This is a genomic window from Clostridium sp. UBA6640, from assembly GCF_002455975.1.
GTDB lineage: Bacteria > Bacillota > Clostridia > Clostridiales > Clostridiaceae > Clostridium_J.
On record NZ_DKLM01000100.1, the window covers coordinates 1 to 17357 of the forward strand.

The 17357-nt window shown below is 30.4% G+C and carries 20 protein-coding genes; all 20 read right to left on the minus strand.

All coding sequences use genetic code 11. The features are described from left to right. Positions 1–187: 187 nt before the first annotated feature. A complete protein-coding gene (locus B2W91_RS10840) occupies positions 188–541 on the minus strand; it encodes a hypothetical protein (protein WP_291580712.1) in 354 nt (117 codons plus the stop codon). Continuing rightward, positions 541–2403: a flagellar filament capping protein FliD gene (gene fliD / locus B2W91_RS10845; protein ID WP_291580713.1), complete on the minus strand. Its 1863-nt coding sequence runs from the start codon at positions 2401–2403 to the stop codon at positions 541–543. Before fliD ends, B2W91_RS10840 begins: the two co-directional genes overlap by 1 nt. Before the next feature lie 288 nt (positions 2404–2691). Next, a complete protein-coding gene (gene fliS / locus B2W91_RS10850) occupies positions 2692–3078 on the minus strand; it encodes a flagellar export chaperone FliS (protein ID WP_291580714.1) in 387 nt (128 codons plus the stop codon). A gap of 25 nt (positions 3079–3103) precedes the next feature. Next, positions 3104–3478, minus strand: a complete 375-nt coding sequence (locus B2W91_RS10855) for a flagellar protein FlaG (protein ID WP_291580716.1) — start codon at positions 3476–3478, stop codon at positions 3104–3106. 14 nt (positions 3479–3492) lie between these two features. Beyond that, a complete protein-coding gene (gene csrA / locus B2W91_RS10860; protein WP_291580718.1) occupies positions 3493–3708 on the minus strand; it encodes a carbon storage regulator CsrA in 216 nt (71 codons plus the stop codon). Position 3709: 1 nt separating this feature from the next. Further along, positions 3710–4135 (minus strand): flagellar assembly protein FliW, encoded by a 426-nt coding sequence (fliW, locus tag B2W91_RS10865; protein ID WP_291580720.1) that lies wholly within the window; start codon positions 4133–4135, stop codon positions 3710–3712. 364 nt (positions 4136–4499) lie between these two features. Beyond that, positions 4500–5702: a flagellar hook-associated protein FlgL gene (gene flgL, locus B2W91_RS10870; protein WP_291580721.1), complete on the minus strand. Its 1203-nt coding sequence runs from the start codon at positions 5700–5702 to the stop codon at positions 4500–4502. A gap of 12 nt (positions 5703–5714) precedes the next feature. Next, positions 5715–7454, minus strand: coding sequence for a flagellar hook-associated protein FlgK (flgK, locus tag B2W91_RS10875; protein ID WP_291580722.1), 1740 nt, complete (start codon positions 7452–7454; stop codon positions 5715–5717). Positions 7455–7466: 12 nt separating this feature from the next. Beyond that, positions 7467–7877, minus strand: coding sequence for a flagellar protein FlgN (locus B2W91_RS10880; RefSeq protein WP_291580724.1), 411 nt, complete (start codon positions 7875–7877; stop codon positions 7467–7469). A gap of 2 nt (positions 7878–7879) precedes the next feature. Then, positions 7880–8155 carry a flagellar biosynthesis anti-sigma factor FlgM gene (flgM, locus tag B2W91_RS10885; RefSeq protein WP_291580725.1) on the minus strand — a complete coding sequence of 92 codons (276 nt, stop codon included), beginning with the start codon at positions 8153–8155 and terminating at the stop codon, positions 7880–7882. A gap of 414 nt (positions 8156–8569) precedes the next feature. After that, complete coding sequence (gene fliY, locus B2W91_RS10890) at positions 8570–9721, minus strand: flagellar motor switch phosphatase FliY (protein ID WP_291580726.1); 1152 nt, start codon at positions 9719–9721, stop codon at positions 8570–8572. Further along, a complete protein-coding gene (gene fliM / locus B2W91_RS10895; protein WP_291580728.1) occupies positions 9714–10709 on the minus strand; it encodes a flagellar motor switch protein FliM in 996 nt (331 codons plus the stop codon). The genes fliY and fliM overlap by 8 nt, the downstream gene beginning before the upstream one ends. 34 nt (positions 10710–10743) lie before the next feature. Further along, positions 10744–11142: a chemotaxis protein CheW gene (locus B2W91_RS10900; protein WP_291580731.1), complete on the minus strand. Its 399-nt coding sequence runs from the start codon at positions 11140–11142 to the stop codon at positions 10744–10746. Between the two features lie 12 nt (positions 11143–11154). Next, complete coding sequence (locus B2W91_RS10905; RefSeq protein ID WP_291580734.1) at positions 11155–11514, minus strand: response regulator; 360 nt, start codon at positions 11512–11514, stop codon at positions 11155–11157. Continuing rightward, complete coding sequence (locus B2W91_RS10910; protein ID WP_291580736.1) at positions 11507–12124, minus strand: chemotaxis protein CheC; 618 nt, start codon at positions 12122–12124, stop codon at positions 11507–11509. Before B2W91_RS10910 ends, B2W91_RS10905 begins: the two co-directional genes overlap by 8 nt. Positions 12125–12140: 16 nt before the next feature. Beyond that, positions 12141–14576 carry a chemotaxis protein CheA gene (locus tag B2W91_RS10915; protein ID WP_291580739.1) on the minus strand — a complete coding sequence of 812 codons (2436 nt, stop codon included), beginning with the start codon at positions 14574–14576 and terminating at the stop codon, positions 12141–12143. 11 nt (positions 14577–14587) lie between these two features. Beyond that, entirely contained in the window at positions 14588–15352 is a 765-nt protein-coding gene (locus tag B2W91_RS10920) for a CheR family methyltransferase (protein ID WP_291580742.1), read from the minus strand. Further along, positions 15352–16413 (minus strand): protein-glutamate methylesterase/protein-glutamine glutaminase, encoded by a 1062-nt coding sequence (locus B2W91_RS10925; RefSeq protein WP_291580747.1) that lies wholly within the window; start codon positions 16411–16413, stop codon positions 15352–15354. The genes B2W91_RS10920 and B2W91_RS10925 overlap by 1 nt, the downstream gene beginning before the upstream one ends. Positions 16414–16435: 22 nt before the next feature. Next, the gene (locus B2W91_RS10930; RefSeq protein ID WP_291580749.1) at positions 16436–16894 is read right to left on the minus strand and encodes a chemotaxis protein CheD; all 459 of its coding nucleotides are present in this window, start codon (positions 16892–16894) and stop codon (positions 16436–16438) included. A gap of 12 nt (positions 16895–16906) precedes the next feature. Further along, positions 16907–17356 (minus strand): chemotaxis protein CheW, encoded by a 450-nt coding sequence (locus tag B2W91_RS10935; RefSeq protein WP_291580763.1) that lies wholly within the window; start codon positions 17354–17356, stop codon positions 16907–16909. Between the last annotated feature and the right edge of the window lies 1 nt (position 17357).

Consider the following 17357-nt stretch of genomic DNA (forward strand, 5'->3'; position numbering starts at 1 on the left):
CTGCACCCCAGGGGAACCCTAAAGGGTTTCACTACTGTTCCCCAGGGGTGGATATAAAAACTGCCGAACAATGTTCGCCCCTACAAATGTGGATTAAAGAAATTAATTCGTTAGAACTAATTTCAACCTTAATTGTGAATTGTGAATCGTGAATTGTGCATTGAAAAAGGGAGTTTTCACTCCCTTTTTAAGCTTTATCATTTATAAAATATATGTTTCTATAAAAGTTGCTATGATATTCATTATTGGCAGCTTTGCTTTGCTTTAGAGCAATTAGCTTTTCTTTTAGTAACTCTTTTTTTTCTATAAACAGTTTATTTAATAATTCCTCTGAGGGTGGTATATTTAGCTCTTTTGAAATACTAGAAAACTCCTCAGTGGTATAGTTTAAAACATTTATAGAATTTATAATTTGTTGTTTTTCGCTTAGTAGTGGCTGAATGTTATCATAATTACTATCTTCTAAGTCTTTAGATAAAATTTTAATTAATTTATCATTAATATTTTCATACTCCAATAATAAGTTTTTTAATTCACTCATTATTGACCGCCCATTTGTTGAGTAAACCATGCTTGTTGCGAATTTAGAGAGTTCATAGCCTTTTCTAGCTGAGCAAATTGTATATAAAGTTTATTTTCTCTTTCAGCTAGTTTTCTAGTTTGATCATATATTATTTTATCTTTATCTCTTATTTTTTTAGAAAGTTCATTATTTAACTCTGTATAAGTTCCTTCAAGTCCAGCCTTGTCTAATAATATACCTCTTTTTCCATCTTTATTTGGAGAAGTCCTTGCATAATCTTTAAATATATCCTCTATTCTTCGTAATATGCCCTGCTCCTTGTTTCTTACTTCTCTCTCTTCTGAAGTAGCATCTACATTGTAGCTTGAATGTGTAGTAGATTCTTTAGTAAATAATTCTATAACCTTTTCTGGATCTTCTGCAAAGGCTTTCTTAAGTTTTTCTTCATCTATAGCAAGCTTACCACCATCAAGATAGTTTTTAGTAGTATTTATTCCTATAGATTGTAATGAAGTATCATTGCCTTCCACCTTTTGAAAGAAAACATTTCTTAACTCTCTCATCATTCTTTCAATATTAGGATCACCTTTTATAATTCCCTCTTTAGCCTTTTCTTCCCACCTTTTAATCTCATCTTCTGTCATTTCCTTCTTTTGATCATCTGTAAGTGGTGAATAGTTATAATTTTTCTTTGCAGTAGTTAATTTATTAGTTTTTTCTACTAATTTGTTATAATCTTCAATAAAGCCTTTAATTAAATCTACACCTTTTTGTGTATCTTTAGTAATGGTAAACTCCATCACTTCTTTATCTGAAGCTTCTTTTAAATCATACGTTACTCCATTGATTGTAAATTTATTAGTATTTTTAACAACTTTTGTTGCAATAGTTCCATCTGGTTCTGTAATATTAACTTCTGCATCTTGTCCCTTACCTTCAAATGTAGTAGTAATACCAAGTTTACCTAATATATCATTGGCTCTATTAGTTAACTTTAATTTGATATCACTTCCAGCACTCTTAGTTTCGAAAGAAATTTTTTCAGTTAATTCATTAAAAGACAGTTTAACTTCACCATTAGTTTTTTTCTCCACTTCCTGCATTAGTGAGTGAAGATTAACCATACCTTTTTCCACTTTAATTTCTATAGGTTTTTCTATTCCAGTATAGTCTATAGTAAATGTATCTCCTTCAACTATACCTAAGTCACTTAATTTAGTACCTAACCCTATTTTCATATTAGAATTAAGTTTATCCATTATTCCAGTGCTATCTTCAAAGTTAATTGCACCATCTAATTTTATGCTTCCATTCTCAATTTTTAAAGTTACATTCTCATCTGTCTCATCATTGATTTTAGTTTGAAGTTGTTCTATAGTTGTATTTCCGCTATCAATTTTAATTTCTTTAGTAACTTCTTGTCCTCCAGCTTCTTTATACCTAATTTTTAAAACTGAACCTGCATCTATTCCTATAGAACTTAATTCTGTCCCTTCAATCTTATCAACTTTTTTTTGCACTTTATTATCAGAAGTTATCTTTGCATTTTTAGCAATACTAGTTACTTCTAATTTATATTTACCTTCTTTAGCACTAGAAGCAGCTACTATATTAGCTAAATTTGCTAATTTATCATTGACAGTTGTATTTACTCCATAATAAGAATTACTGCTTAATAAATAGTTATCTTTTTTTAGGATATCAAAATATTTTGATTTTAAATCATTCACATCTTTAATTATATCTTTGTAAGTTTCCTGTTGCCATTGAAGGATTTGTTTGTCTTGACCAGTCTTATCCAATCTCATCTGATATGGCTTAAGCATTTGTTTAATTAATGTATCTGTATCTAAGCCAGTAGCGATCCCAGTTAGTCTCATGTTAAAACCCCCTTATTCAATTGATAATGGAAGATGGACAATTATTGACACTTCTCCACTATCAGAGAAGTCTTCGTCCATTTCTTTTTATAATCTTAAAAATTAATTAAAGAAATTAATTATTACTTATCCCCCATTAATTATCAATTGTTTTTATCTTTCTCATAAAAATTCATTAGATTTTGAATTAATTATTTTCAATTAAAAATTAATAACTATGTAAAAAATCAATTGATATAAAATTAATTTATACTTAATTGTTAATTTTTCTCTGCTAATAATAGGTTGTTACTTTTTCACTGATAACTTATATGCCTCATTCCATAGTTCTCTTATTTCTTCTATTAATGGAATTACCTCATCCATAATTTTTACATCTTTTTTCATGTTTGCTTCTGTTAGTCTATGATTTATAAATTCGTAAACTGCATATAAATTTTCTACCCATTCTCCTCCAGCATTTTTATCTAGAGAAATCATAAGTTCATAAAATATATCCTGAGTTCTTACTATGTTGTCATGTTTTTTTTGAATGTCATTATCTATGATAGCTTGTCTTCCTATTTTAGCGTATTTTACTGCTCCATCTAATAGCATCAATAATAATTGCTCCTTAGAAGCGTAGTTTACGCTATTATTTTTATAGGTATTATATGCATTACTATAAGTGTTCAATTTTAACCCACCTTTTTTGGAATTTTTATGCTTTTTTATCTAGTAATACACCAGCTATTTCACACATAGAGGCAACCATATCCAATATTTTTCTCGGCGGAATTTCTTTTATAACTTCTCTAGTTTCCTTATCTACAATTTTCACTATATAAGCATTGAAAACCTCATGTTTTTCATACTCTATACAGGATTCCTTATCACTAAAGAAATTATTTAATTTATCCACCGCAATTTTTAGTGGTTTTTCTTTAACCCTTTGATAATTATCTCCCTCTAATGCCAGTGTATTTTCATCTGAAGCTATAATGTTTTCATCTTGTTCTACTCTTTTGTTTTCAAGATTCATACCATAATCCACTTCCCTGTTGATTATAGTATTATTTACTGCTCCTACTTTCATATTTGCACCTCACATTATTTTTTTAATTTACTTAAAATTGAGCCATCCATTATGATAGCATTTTTGTTTTCTTCTGTTACTTCTTCCTTCAATTCCTTTCTCAGGATAGTAACATCTTTAGGCGCCTTTATAGACAATTTTACTGAACCATTATCTGCTTTTACTACTGTTATTTCTATATCATCTCCAATTAATATGGACTCACCTTTTTTTCTACTTACAACTAACATATTATTTCTCCTTAAATATTGGTTCTTTTATTTTGTAACTCTCATTGTCTATTATAATTTGTTTTCCTAATTTACTAAACCTATTAATAACAATTGGAGCCTTTAAATTAGCTGTAATTTTTTCTATATTAGAATTTAAGGTTACAGTGGTATATATCATAACTTCATTTGGTTCTTTAATCTTTAGTTCTTCTACAATATTTTCCTTTAATTTAAACTCATAATTTTCTTTAACCATAAAAGGAGAAATTAATATTATGCCTAAATCCTCCTCTATGGAGTGAATAACACTAAAGCTATCATTATCCTTTAGAGGAAATATAATAAACTTCTTTAAATCTTCAAACCCTGGTAATCCATTTTTAAAAAATATAATATCTTCTTCACTATAATTTATTACTCCATGATGCTTACTATTTAATTCCATATTAACTACCCCTTTTACAATTGAGAATTGACAATTTTATTCAATTCACAATGCAAAATTCACAATTATGGATATTTCTCAGCAAAAACTGAGAAATTTCAAATTGATCCTGTAGCGACGAACAGTGTTCACCACATAACTAGCAATTTCATTGCTAGGCAAAAATCCGTTCAAAGAAATTATTTTTTAAAAAAATAATTTCAACCATAATTATGCATTGTGAATTGTGCACTGTGCATTAAATCAGCTACCACACCCCAGGGGAACCCTAAAGGGCTTCACTACTGTTCCCCAGGGGTGGTCATACTGTCACTTCTTCATCCTTCATACTTAATTCTTAATTATCACCCCATGAGGTGATTGACTATCTTAAATAATCAATAAGTGATGGCTGTAATATTTGAGCACTGGTTTGCAGAGCTGACATATATACAGTGACCATTGTGGCATATTCTATGGATTTTTCTACAACATCAACATCTTCATTATGAGATAATATTTCAGTTAAATTCATATTTTGTTCTTTATTTAAACTTTCTGCACTTTCCATGCGATTTTGCATAGCTCCAACCTTAGAACGAACAGTTAAAATATTATTTACAGCACTTTCTATTTTAGCTAAATCTCCGTTTACAACTTCACTTAACATATCCTTATCATCTAAATGATCTACAATACCTTTAAGTAATTCACTTAAAGATGATTTTTCAACTGTACCGTCTTCAGATTTATGATTGAAACTAAAAACTTCCGTAATATTCACATTATAGTCTACAACTACCCCTTGAGATATTTCAATTTTAAGCTTTTGATTAATTTGATTAAGCTCAACATTATTTAGTTTAAATTCAACTTTTCCATTATCATCTTTTTCTATTTTAACTATACCTTTACCTATTTCATCTTTAAGAAACTCTTCAACTTTTTCAATTTTTTCCTTATAGTCAGCATCAGTATCATTTATTTTTAAAGCTAACTCTACAGTACCATCTTCATGCTCTTTTATTTTAACTATACCGTCTATACCATTTGTATCCTTGTCTATTTTATCTTTAATTTTGCCAATTTCTTCATTCAAGTCTCCTATAGTTAGTTTGATTTCATTATTTCCATTGCTGTCTGTTACTACCTCTGTAGGCTTTTTATCTCCCCTGGTACCTCCAAAAATATACTTACCATCGAAGGAAGCATTCATTATTTGAGAAAGTTCTCCTATTTTTTCATTTATTTCATCTTTTATTGCCCTATGCTCCTCACTTCCATATGTAATATTTCCTGCAGATACCATAAGCTCTTTTATTCTAGCAAGTGCTTTACCTGCTTGATCCAGTGTTGAATCAGTAGTATTTAACCAATTTATTGTATTTTTAATATTAGTATTATATTGCTTATTAGCAGAAATTTGTTCATACATCTGCATGGAACGTGATACAGCAAAGGGATTATCAGAAGGTCTTTTAAATGCCTTTCCTGAAGTTCTTTGCTCTTGAATGGTCTTCATATTATTAAGATTTATATACATATCGTTTAAAAAACTGTCCGATAACATTCTATCAGTTATTCTCATTACTTCACCTCATTATCTCTTTAATCCATTTATAACCACATCTAATAACTGGTCTACAGTGGATATCATTTTAGCATTGGCTTGAAAAGAATGTTGGAATTGAATTAAGTTTATCATTTCTTCATCTCTATTTACTCCAGATATAGAGTTTCTAGAGGAAACTAGTCCATTTAATAATGCATTTTCATTTGCTATTTTTCTTTTTGCATCTTCATTATCTACCCCAAGTTTATTTATGGTATTAGTAAAATATCCTTCTATTTTCATACCTGAAGGGTCATTTAAAAAGGTACGTACTCCATTTTGAATAACACCAAAACCATTATCTTCTTTAAACTGTGCTAAAGTAGTATTTGCATCCACCTTTTGAACTTGAAAAGCCATATTTCTAAGTTGAGCTATAGTCATTGCTCTGCTGCCGTCATTGGAACCTGAGTTTCTGTCAATTCCTGCATTTATAAGCATTACATCCTCTAATATCTTATCGTTAATAGCAATGTTTCCAGCAGTTATCCCTTGTCCTGACTTCTCATCTTTAGCATCCGTGTCGATAATAGTCCCATCAATATTTTTTATACAGAAGAAATTTATCGCATTGCCTTCTACATCTCCATGAATAGCATTTACAGATAATGCTATGGTTTTAGCTAAAGTATCTAATTTAGCAATATAATCATCTGTATCCTGCTGAATGTTTTGGAACCCATTTATTGCACCGGATTTAGGTTTAAAAACTGAATCCTTAATATCATCATATTTAAGAGATTTTGGATCTAATTCTTTTCCATCTTTATCAACTAAATTTCCATCTTCATTAGTTATTAGCACTCTGCCTTCATTTAAATCTTTATACTGTTCTGGTGTTAATTCCATAGTAACTTCTACTGCACTCTTTGGATCTGTTACATCTCCATTTTTGTAATAAGTTACAGTATATATTTTTTTATTTGGGTCAGTAGATGTTTTAGTTTTATCTTCCTTTATATCATTTACATATGCAAATTTATGAATTTCTTCTGAATCTATGTTTCTAAGTAAATCCACATCATAGCCTTCTGGTTTTAAGGTCATTCCATTTAATGCTTTATTATTAGTAGATATTCCAAACTTAGTACTAAGTTGATCTAACAGTAAGTCCCTAGTATCTAAAAGGTCGTTAGGATTATTTCCTGCTACAGTAATGGTTATAATTTGTTTATTTACTGCATTAAGTTGATCTATTAAACTATTGACCTCAAGTACAGAATGTTGTATCTCCTTTTGAGTATTAGTTTTAACGTCAGTCAATTGTTTATGAACATGATTTAACTCCTCAGCAAGCATTTTAGCTTTTTGTGCCACTACTGTTCTAGCTCCTTCTTTATCCGCGCTGTCTGATAAAGTCTGCCATGCCTCAAAAAATTCGGATAATAACTTTGATATTCCTGTATCTCCTGGCTCATTATATATACTTTCAATTTCTGATAGATATTTTTGTTTCATCTCTTCCATGCTTTTATTACTTACTGCTCTTCTTATTTGAAAATCTAAAAAGCTATCTCTTGTTCTTTCTATAGCTGCAACAGTTACCCCTGTTCCAATTTGCCCTGGACCAGTTAAGGTTATTGGTCTTGATGTAACTAATCTTGCTTGTTGTCTTGAATAACCAGCTGTACCAGCATTGGCAATGTTATGGCTTGTTACATTTATGGAAGTCTGCTGCGCAAACATAGCTCCCCTTGATGTGTTTAAAGTTGCAAATAATCCTGACATTTTTTCACCTCATCATTTTCTAATTTTTCCATAGGAATTGTATACATTACTATTATCCCTTGGTTTTATCATACTTAACATTGAATTTGTAAAACCTAAACATTGCTTTATGAGCATTTCATTACTTTCTTTTTGAGTTTTTGCTGATTCTAAGGTCATGATGCATTTGTTATAAGATTTTTCAAGTTCTCCATCATTTGACTCATTAATGATTACATTCATAGATTTATTTCCTACCAATTGTCTTCTTTCACTTTCAATTACAGCAATGTTCCTGTTGGCTTCTTTTAACCTAGGAATTATTCCTTCTAACTGGAATACATCATTAGCAATAATATATTCATGTTGTTCTTCTAATAATTGCAGTAGCTTTTTAATACTATCTATTTGTTTTAGTAAAGTTTCCTTTAGCATTTCAACCATAGTTAATATTCTCTTCCTTTCATATGATCTATAAGTTTTTCAGCCACTAGTTTACTATCTACCTTATAAGTTCCCTGTGATATTTTTTCTCTAATCTTTTCTATTTTTTCTGTAGAAACTCCAGAAAATTCTCCACTTGAAAAACTATTTAAAGTTTTACCTAAAGCAGATATCTCACAGCTATCTTGATGCTTCATCTCTTGTGTCTTCTCTTGATTTGCTTTGTTAGCTTTGTATGAGCTAATAGCTATAATATTTGATGTATTATTTATTTTCATTTCTACACTCCCACATTAATAATAAAAGTAATTGCTTATATGTCTTATATCGTCATTATGTATAAAAAGTTTATATTTAATTAAATTCTTTTTTACAGCAATCTCTTGATTTTATCGCCATTTTTCACCATTTTGTTTTATTGATATATCTTTGAAAAAACAACTTACATAATTTGCATAAATAAATGCAATTATAAGTATGAAAAATGAAAAATGAAGAATGAAGAATTTTAGGAAACTTCTCAGCATTAACTGAGAAGTTTAAAATTGATTTATTTAAAAGTAGCTCCGTACTTTTAAAATCTAATAAAAACCTTTGGTTTTTATTAAAAATCAATTAAAAAGCATAGCTTTTTTCACCGTAATTCTTCATTCTTCATTATTAATCCTTAATTATTATCGTAGATTAATTAATTATTTTCCAAGAGTTCTAACCCTATCTTCTCCACTTATTATTCCTGTGATTTTAACACCAAAGTTTTCATCTACAACTACAACTTCACCATAGGCAATTTTCTTGCCGTTTACTAATATATCTACTGGTTCTTCTGCAAGTTTATCTAATTCTATTAGTGATCCTGTTCCCAAGTTTAGTATGTCTCTAATATTCTTTTGCGTTCTTCCAAGAACTACTGATACCTCAAGCGGTACATCTAAAATTAAATCAATATTTTTAGGCATAATATGATTTTGGTTTTCTGGTAACTGAGTAAAAGTTGCCTCTCTAACTTGAACTGGCTCTTTATAGCTTTCAATAGGCTTATGATCGTATTGAACATCATAGTTTTCATTATAACCCATGTCTTTGCTTTCCCCCATTGATGATTCATAATTTTGAGTTGGTGCACTTGCCCCAGAGCTCACTTTCGGCTGTGAATCAGCTTTAGCTGGTTCCTCATCTGTTCCCATCATTATGCTAACTATTTTTTGCGCTGTAACGAGTGGCAATACTTGCATTATGTTACTATCTATTAAGTCTTCTATTGTCATTCTAAAAGATATAAAGGCTACATTTTCTTCATCACCTATATCTTCAGCAATAGGTGTTGTACTTTCATCACAAATACTTGAAACTGGAGGAGAAATATTAACTTCTCTTCTAAACATAGTTGCCATTGAAGTAGCAGCAGAACCTATCATTTGATTCATTGCTTCTGAAACAGCACTTATTTCTATTTCTGAAAGTTCTAAGGCTTCTTCTACCTTTCCATCTCCACCCATCATCAGATTTGCAATTACTGCTGCATCGTTTACCTTCATTATTAATAGGTTCCCGCCGGCTATTCCACTAGTAAACTTAACATCTAAAATTACATTAGGAGTTTCAAAACCCTTTTTAATTTCATTTAAAGTACTTACCTTTATAGTTGGAGTGGTGATATTTACCTTTTTCCCAATAATGGTAGAAAGTGCCGTAGCTGCAGAACCCATTGATATATTTCCCACTTCTCCAAGTAAGTCTTTTTCAATATCATTAAAAATATTTTTGTCACTGGTTGTTTTTGGAGCTTCTCCACCATTTAATAGTGAGTCTATCTCTTCCTGGGACAGAAATCCGTTACTCATCTTCTTCCACATCCTTATCTGTAAAGTCTAATATCTGAACTGCCCTATTTTTGCCATATAACCCCGGCTTACCAATATAAGTCAACTGTTCTTCTACATAAACCCCAATAGGTTCTTCGATATTACTATTTAAGGTTATAACATCCCCAACATTCAATTCCAAGAAATCACTAACTGTAATTTCTGCTTTACCTAACACTGCTTTTAGTCCAACATCAACTACCTTTAATCTCTTTTGTAATTTTTCTCTTGACTCTTTAACTAATGTTTCATCATCTTCTCTAAACCAGTATTGAATTACTAGCTTATCAAGCACCTTTTCCAAACTTAAAAATGGAATACAAATATTCATAAAAACATTTGTATTAAACATTTCAATTGTGAAAGTAATAAGAGCTACTGGCTCATTTGGTGCTAGTGTTTGATTTAAAGCTGGATTTGTTTCTATATTTTCAATTTCTGGCTCAACCTCTAAAACGTCTTCCCAAGCTAATCTTAAATTAGAGATTAATCCTGAATTTAACGTCTTTATCAAATTCTTCTCAATTTCTGTAAGTTCTTTTAGCATAGGTTTCTTGCTTCCTGAACCTCCAGCTAAAACATCATAAATTCTCAATACAAATTCTGCATTAGTTTCAAGTAGTATTTGTCCACTAAAAGGTGGCATTCTAAAAAGTGTTAATACCGTAGGATTTGGAATAGAATGTATAAATTCCTCATAGGTTATTTGTTGAACACTCTCCACTTTTACCTTAATATTACTTCTAAGCTGTGCAGTTAAATAGTTTGAAATTATTCTGCTATAGTTATCATGAACAAGCTCTAAGGTTCTAATATGATCCTTAGAAAATTTTTGAGGTCTTTTAAAATCATAAGGTTTCCCTTTAACTTTTTCTTCTTTTTCCTCTAAAAAATCATGCTCTAAATCTCCAGAAGATAAAGCATTCAAAAGAGCATCTATTTCATTTTGAGATAATACTTCTGACATTACCCTACCTCATTCCTTAAATATTATAAAAAACTTATAATATTAATTTATCTAAATCGATTAATGTAATAATTCTATCTTTTAGATTTATTACTCCTTTAATATAAACTTTTTCTTTTTCATTATAAACTTTTTCTATATGACTATCTTCAATGTCTAAAACTTCGTCTACAGCATCTACAGTAATTCCTACTGCTTCATCTTTCAAATCTAAAATTATAATATTTTGGTCTTCAGAGTTACTTTCTTTCATTTCTAAAACAAGATTAATATCTAAAACTGTTATTATAATTCCTCTTAAATTTATTAATCCTTTTATATACTGTGGAGATTTTGGTACTTTTGTAATCTCCATCATGTCAGAAATGCTCTGTACTTTATTGGTTTCAACTGCAAACTGTTCCTCACCAATCCTAAATATAACAACTTGCATTATAAATCCTCCCTATCCAACTACCTTATTGATAGCTTCTAAAACCCTATCTGCTTGGAAAGGCTTAACTATAAAATCTCTCGCTCCTGCTCTTATCGCATCCATAACCATAGTTTGTTGTCCCATAGCACTACACATAACTATTTTTGCTGCTGGATCAAATGCCTTTATAGCTTTTACTGCCTCAATTCCATCCATGTCTGGCATTGTTATATCCATTGTTACTACATCTGGCTTTTCAGCTTTATATAGCTCAACAGCTTTTATACCATTTCCAGCTTCTCCTACAACTTCAAATCCATTCTTCTCTAATATATCCTTAATCATCATTCTCATAAAAGTGGCGTCATCAACAATTAATACTCTAGCCATTTAAATTTCCCTCCATTAAACCTAACGATTTTAAAATTTTCTCTAGTGAACCAGGCATTGGAATATAATAAAAATGCCCGTCAAGTTTTTCATTTTCTTGTACAAATTGTGTTTCAATGTCTAATATATAGTCACCATATTGACCTGACTCCATAAAGCTTGTAGATAATATGGCACCCATCATGTCTGAAGTTACCGCTGGTACAGATGGTACTAGCAATAAATTTGTCATTTTTCCAATAGCATTCATATAGGTTGTAAAAATTATATTTCCAAGTTCTGCAAGTATTGAAATACCCATTTCATTTATTTCATCACCGCAATTATTGCATAGTGTATTTACGATATTTGCAAGTGATTGCTTTTCAATTATAAAAAGCATATTTCCTGGTGCATCTCCAAGAACTCTAATGATAACAGCATAAACAAATTGTTCTGCATCAGATTTTTCAAAAATATCCTCATATTGAATTAAGTTAACCATAGGAAAGGTAATATCTATTTTTTTATTTAGTAATTGTGACATTGCTGTTGCAGCATTACCTATACCAATGTTCCCAATTTCTCTTAAGGCATCTAATTGAATTTCATTAAATACTGTATAGTCCAATAGTAACTACACCTCCTTATGTTAATGATGCAACATCTAATATTAAGGTTACTAATCCATCTCCTAGAATTGTAGCACCTATATACTCCTTCATACTTTTTAATGTCTTTCCAAATGGTTTTATTACTATTTCTTGCTGTCCTAGTAGTGAATCTACAAGTAATCCTACTTGTTTTTCTCCTACCTTGACCATAACTATATATTTTTTACCATAGCTTTGTTCTTCTAAACCTAATTTTTCATTTACCCTTATCAAATTTATTACATTATCGTTATAGATAATGACCTCTTTATTATTAGTCTTTTTAATTAGTGATTCTCTATATTCTATAACTCTATCTATATATCCTAAGGATATAGCTATTGTTTCACTTCCTACTTTAACCAGTAGTGCTTGAATTATTTGAAGTGTCAGTGGTAGTCTTATAACAAAGCTTGTACCTTTTCCAAGTTCGCTAATGGCATCTACAGTTCCACCTAGAGTAGAAATTTTAGTTTTAACAACATCCATTCCTACACCTCTTCCAGATATATCTGTAACCTGTTCGTTAGTACTAAAGCCCTGGCTAAATATTAGATTTTTAATATCTAAATCACTCATACCTTCAGTACTAATTCCTACTCTTTCAGCCTTTGCCTTAATTTTATCTACATCAAGACCTTTTCCATCATCCTCAACTTTAATTACGGCTTTTGTTCCTTCTGAATAAGCTATGAGTTTAATCTTACCTTGAGGATCTTTGCCTGAGCTTATTCTTTCCTCAGGACTTTCAATTCCATGGTCCGCTGCATTTCTAAGTAGATGTATCAGTGGCTCTCCAATTTCCTCTATAACTGTTCTATCAAGTTCAGTATCTTGACCTAATATTTCTAATTCAATTTCTTTGTTTAATTCTAGCGCCAAATCTCTTATCATCCTTGGAAATCTATTGAACACTACATCTAGTGGAAGCATTCTAATTTTCATGACTAAGTCTTGCAAATCTGAAGTACTTCTTGCTACTTGCTCTAATGTTTCATTTAATTCTGGTATCTTATGACTTAAACTTATTTGCTCTAACCTAGTTCTATGAATAACCAATTCTGAAACCATGTTCATAAACTTATCTAATCTTTCAAGATCAACTCTTACAGATTGGCCAACGGTTCTATTTTTATTAGATTTTTCATGAGAAGATTTTTCACCACTTTTAGCTGGCTGTTTTTTCCCCTCTTCTTTTTTCTTAGGTTTATTATTTTTTATGATTTCCTTTGGTTCAGTTGCAACTTTTTTAGAATTAACTTTAGTTTCTATCCCCTTACTTTCTATGGAGTTAAGGTTTAATTTAGCCTCACTGTTTTTCATATTTTCTAATTCTATATTAGAAATTCTAATTTCGCTTATTTCTGAAATTCTGTTTAATACCTCTTCAATTTCATCTTTTGATTTTTTTGTTAAATAAGCTAATTGTATATCTAGGTCAAAGTTTTCTGTTTCTAAATCTTCTAGTACAGGGATAGCTTTAATTATTTCCCCATGTTCCTCTAAATTTTGAATTATTATAAAAGCTCTAGCAGATTTTAATATTGTACCTTCATCTAATACTAAATGTATGTTATAAGCATTAAATCCGCTATCTTTCGCTTGTTTAATCACACTAATATCGTATTCATTAAGCTCAATATGCTCTTCATTATTTTTAGCATGTTCTACTTCTACATTAGAAATAATAACGCTACTTATTTCTGAAATACCGTTTAATATTTCATTTACTTCTTCCATTGACTTTTTAGTTAAATAAACTAACTGTATATCAGAGTCAAAGTTTTCTGCTTCTAAATCTTCTAATACTGGTACAGATTTAATTATTTCTCCATGTGCTTCTAGATTTTGCATTATTATAAATGCTCTAGCAGACTTTAAAACTGTTCCACTATCAAGGGATACATGTATATTATAAGCATTAAATCCCCTATCCTTCGCCTCTTTAATTACGTCAATATCATATTCATTTAGTTCAATTCCTTCTAAGGTACTTACTACTTCCATCGTAGCAGGTACTGAAGTAACTTGCGGTTCTTCCACTGCTTCATGTTCTTTGGAAATTCCTTCTAGAGCTTCCACGATTTCTTCTATATCAACCTCTTCTTCATTATCCTCTGCAATATTGTTAACCATGTTTTCTAAGGTATCTAAACATTTAAACAATACTGTTACAACCTTTGGTGTAACATTTAGCTTACCTTCTCTAAAGTTTGAAAGTACATCCTCCATCTTATGAGTAAGTTCAGCTATGGTACTATATCCCATAGTTGCTGCCATACCTTTTATAGTATGAGCCACTCTAAATATTTCATTTAGTTTTTCCTTATCATTTGGTTCCTGTTCCAAGATAAGAAGACTTTCATTTAAGGTCTGAAGGTTGTCCATAGATTCTTCTAGAAACATTGAAAGATATTGTGACGTATCCATACTATTCCTCCTTAAAGCTTTCTATAGATAAAAGTGGATACTTTTTCAAAATCAAAAGCTTTGTAGTTATATATACTTTCTGTAGCACCTACAAAAAGTATCCCTCCTTTTTTTAAGGATTTACTAAACTTATCATATATTTTATCTTTAACATCTTGGTTAAAGTAGATTACTACATTTCTACATACTATAACATCAAAATTATTGTCATAGTTATCTAGTATAAGATCATGTCTTTTAAAACTTACCATTCTTTTAATATTATTATTTATTAAATAATTATTCCCTTCCTTCTGGAAGTATTTATTCATCAATGTCTTTGGTATAGTCTTAACTTCCTGCTCAGAATATTCTCCTTTTTTTGCCTTATCAAGTATGGTGTTATCTATATCTGTTGCTATGATTTTATGATTTATATTAGGTGCTATTTCATTTAACATCATAGCTAAAGAATAAGGTTCTGCTCCTATTGAACAAGCTGCACTCCATATTTTTAATGGCTTTTTATAATCTAAATGCTTTTTTATTATTTTTTCAAATTCATCAAAAATTTCAGGATTTCTGAAAAATTCTGTCACATTTATTGTCAAATAATCAATAAACTTTTGTCTTTGGGTTAAATCTGTTTTTAAGATTCTTATATATTCTTCTATTGTATTTACACCCACTCTAGACATTAGGCTTGATATTCTCCTTTGAAGTTGATTTGACTTATAGGCTGTTAAATCAATTCCTAATTCTCTGAGCACCCATTGCTCTAATGGTTTAAAATCCATTAATCTCTTTCAACTCCTCTAATAGCTCTAACAATTCTGCTTGATACATGGTGTAGTGGTAATACTTCATCCACCATATTTGTTTCAAAGGTAGCTTTTGGCATTCCATAAATTACACAAGTAGATTCATCTTCCGAGAAAGTATATCCTCCGTTTTTCTTTACTTCTACAGTACCATTAGCACCATCTTTGCCCATTCCTGTTAATACAACACTTAATAGGCCATTGCCGTAAACCTTTGATGCAGAAATAAATAATTTATCTACTGCTGGTCTTACTCCCCAAATTGTTGGATCTTCATTTAGTACAATCTTATTATTCTCAACTTCCATATGATAGCCAGCCTTTGCTATATATACTACATTCTTTTCTATAGGCATTTTATCCTCTGCCTCTACCACTTTTAAATTACTTGACCTATTAAGTCTTTCAGCAAATGCTTTAGTAAATCCTATAGGCATATGCTGCACTACAAGTACTGGTATTCCTAAGTCACTCGGTAAGGCAGTTATTACACTATACAGTGCCTTTGGCCCTCCTGTGGAAGCACCAATAACTACACAATTTATTTTTTTATTAATTTTTTCTGAAGTTCTAAGCCTTGTTCTTGTGATAAAAGAAGTAGATTTTTTATTGGCAGCTTCTGCTGTAGTTTTACTTATTTTAATAGATCTAATTTTTTCTATTAAATCTTCTCTTACCTTATTTATATCTAAAGAAATGGAACCAGATGGTTTAGCAATAAAATCAAAGGCACCATTTTGAAGGCATTCCATTGTAGTTTCTGCACCATCTTTAGTTAAACTACTAAGCATTATAACCTTCGATGATATTCCTAACTCCTTCAGTTTCTTTAGGGTGGTTATACCATCCATTATCGGCATTTCAACATCTAACGTAATTACATCAGGAACGGTCGTATTCATTTTGCTCAATAGATTTTCTCCATTTCTTGCAATATCAATTACTTCCATATCCGTTTCCGCATTTATCATATCAGAAATAATTCTACGCATAAGTGCAGAATCATCTACCACCATAACCCTTATTTTTCTATCCATTAAATCACCTCGATATGTGAAGTTAAATCTCTTTTATTCCTTCCCCTATAGTTTTCACATACAATATTCCTGTGATTGTATCGAAAATTACAGTTCTCCCTTTATTTCCCCCAGTATCTTCGCTATCAATCGGTATACTTAGCTTTTGTAATATTTCCTTTACTGCTTTAGCANNATCAGAGAAAGTGAACATAGAAGCCCCTCCAGCAATTTTTGCCCTTAAAAATTTTTCTTTAGCACCTGCATTTTTCATTTGGCCTATTAATGTAGGTATTGCTAAATCCGCAAATTTAAGTTCATTAGTTATTTTACTAAACTTACTACTATCTGGCAGCATTATATGGGCTAGTCCACCAATTTTTGAATGTTTATCAAACAGGGCTATACCTATACATGAACCAAGACCTATAGTAATTAATCTATCTGGTGGTTTTGCTATATTGCAATCGCCAATTCCAATTTTTATCTCTTTATACTCCATAATTACCCCGCATTAATATACTAATTGCTTTTCTTCTTCAGATAGTATACTTCCAAGAGTTAAGAACACAATTATTCTCTCGTCTTCTTTTATTAATCCTTTAATATACCTTTTAGAAATTTGAGAAGCAATATCTGGGGCATCTTCAATTTGATCTTCCATTATTGGTTTTACTTCTGAAACCGAATCTACAATGATACCTATTTTTTTATCCTCTTGTCTTGTGACAATAATTTTTAAATGTTCCTCTGAGTCACTAGATATTTTATGAAATCTATCAGAAAGAGATATAACTGGAAGTATGTTTCCTTCGTAATTTATAACTCCTTTTAAAAACTCTGGAGAATCCGGAAGCTTTGTTGGTTCTTCATAAGTTAAAATTCTTTCTACCTCCATAATGTCTCCAGAATAGAACTGGTCACCGATAGAAAAAATTAGCATTTTAATTTCCCTACTCATAATT

Excerpts from the sequence above, each read along its gene's own strand:
- flgK (WP_291580722.1), bottom strand. The coding sequence starts at position 7,454 with ATGTCAGGATTATTTGCAACTTTAAACACATCAAGGGGAGCTATGTTT.
- B2W91_RS10925 (WP_291580747.1), bottom strand. The coding sequence starts at position 16,413 with ATGGATAGAAAAATAAGGGTTATGGTGGTAGATGATTCTGCACTTATG.
- B2W91_RS10900 (WP_291580731.1), bottom strand. The coding sequence starts at position 11,142 with ATGCAAGTTGTTATATTTAGGATTGGTGAGGAACAGTTTGCAGTTGAA.
- fliD (WP_291580713.1), bottom strand. The coding sequence starts at position 2,403 with ATGAGACTAACTGGGATCGCTACTGGCTTAGATACAGATACATTAATT.
- B2W91_RS10905 (WP_291580734.1), bottom strand. The coding sequence starts at position 11,514 with ATGGCTAGAGTATTAATTGTTGATGACGCCACTTTTATGAGAATGATG.
- fliY (WP_291580726.1), bottom strand. The coding sequence starts at position 9,721 with ATGAGTAACGGATTTCTGTCCCAGGAAGAGATAGACTCACTATTAAAT.
- B2W91_RS10840 (WP_291580712.1), bottom strand. The coding sequence starts at position 541 with ATGAGTGAATTAAAAAACTTATTATTGGAGTATGAAAATATTAATGAT.
- fliM (WP_291580728.1), bottom strand. The coding sequence starts at position 10,709 with ATGTCAGAAGTATTATCTCAAAATGAAATAGATGCTCTTTTGAATGCT.
- fliW (WP_291580720.1), bottom strand. The coding sequence starts at position 4,135 with ATGGAATTAAATAGTAAGCATCATGGAGTAATAAATTATAGTGAAGAA.
- csrA (WP_291580718.1), bottom strand. The coding sequence starts at position 3,708 with ATGTTAGTTGTAAGTAGAAAAAAAGGTGAGTCCATATTAATTGGAGAT.
- B2W91_RS10920 (WP_291580742.1), bottom strand. The coding sequence starts at position 15,352 with ATGGATTTTAAACCATTAGAGCAATGGGTGCTCAGAGAATTAGGAATT.
- B2W91_RS10855 (WP_291580716.1), bottom strand. The coding sequence starts at position 3,478 with ATGAAAGTAGGAGCAGTAAATAATACTATAATCAACAGGGAAGTGGAT.
- B2W91_RS10880 (WP_291580724.1), bottom strand. The coding sequence starts at position 7,877 with ATGGTTGAAATGCTAAAGGAAACTTTACTAAAACAAATAGATAGTATT.
- B2W91_RS10915 (WP_291580739.1), bottom strand. The coding sequence starts at position 14,576 with ATGGATACGTCACAATATCTTTCAATGTTTCTAGAAGAATCTATGGAC.
- flgM (WP_291580725.1), bottom strand. The coding sequence starts at position 8,155 with ATGAAAATAAATAATACATCAAATATTATAGCTATTAGCTCATACAAA.
- flgL (WP_291580721.1), bottom strand. The coding sequence starts at position 5,702 with ATGAGAATAACTGATAGAATGTTATCGGACAGTTTTTTAAACGATATG.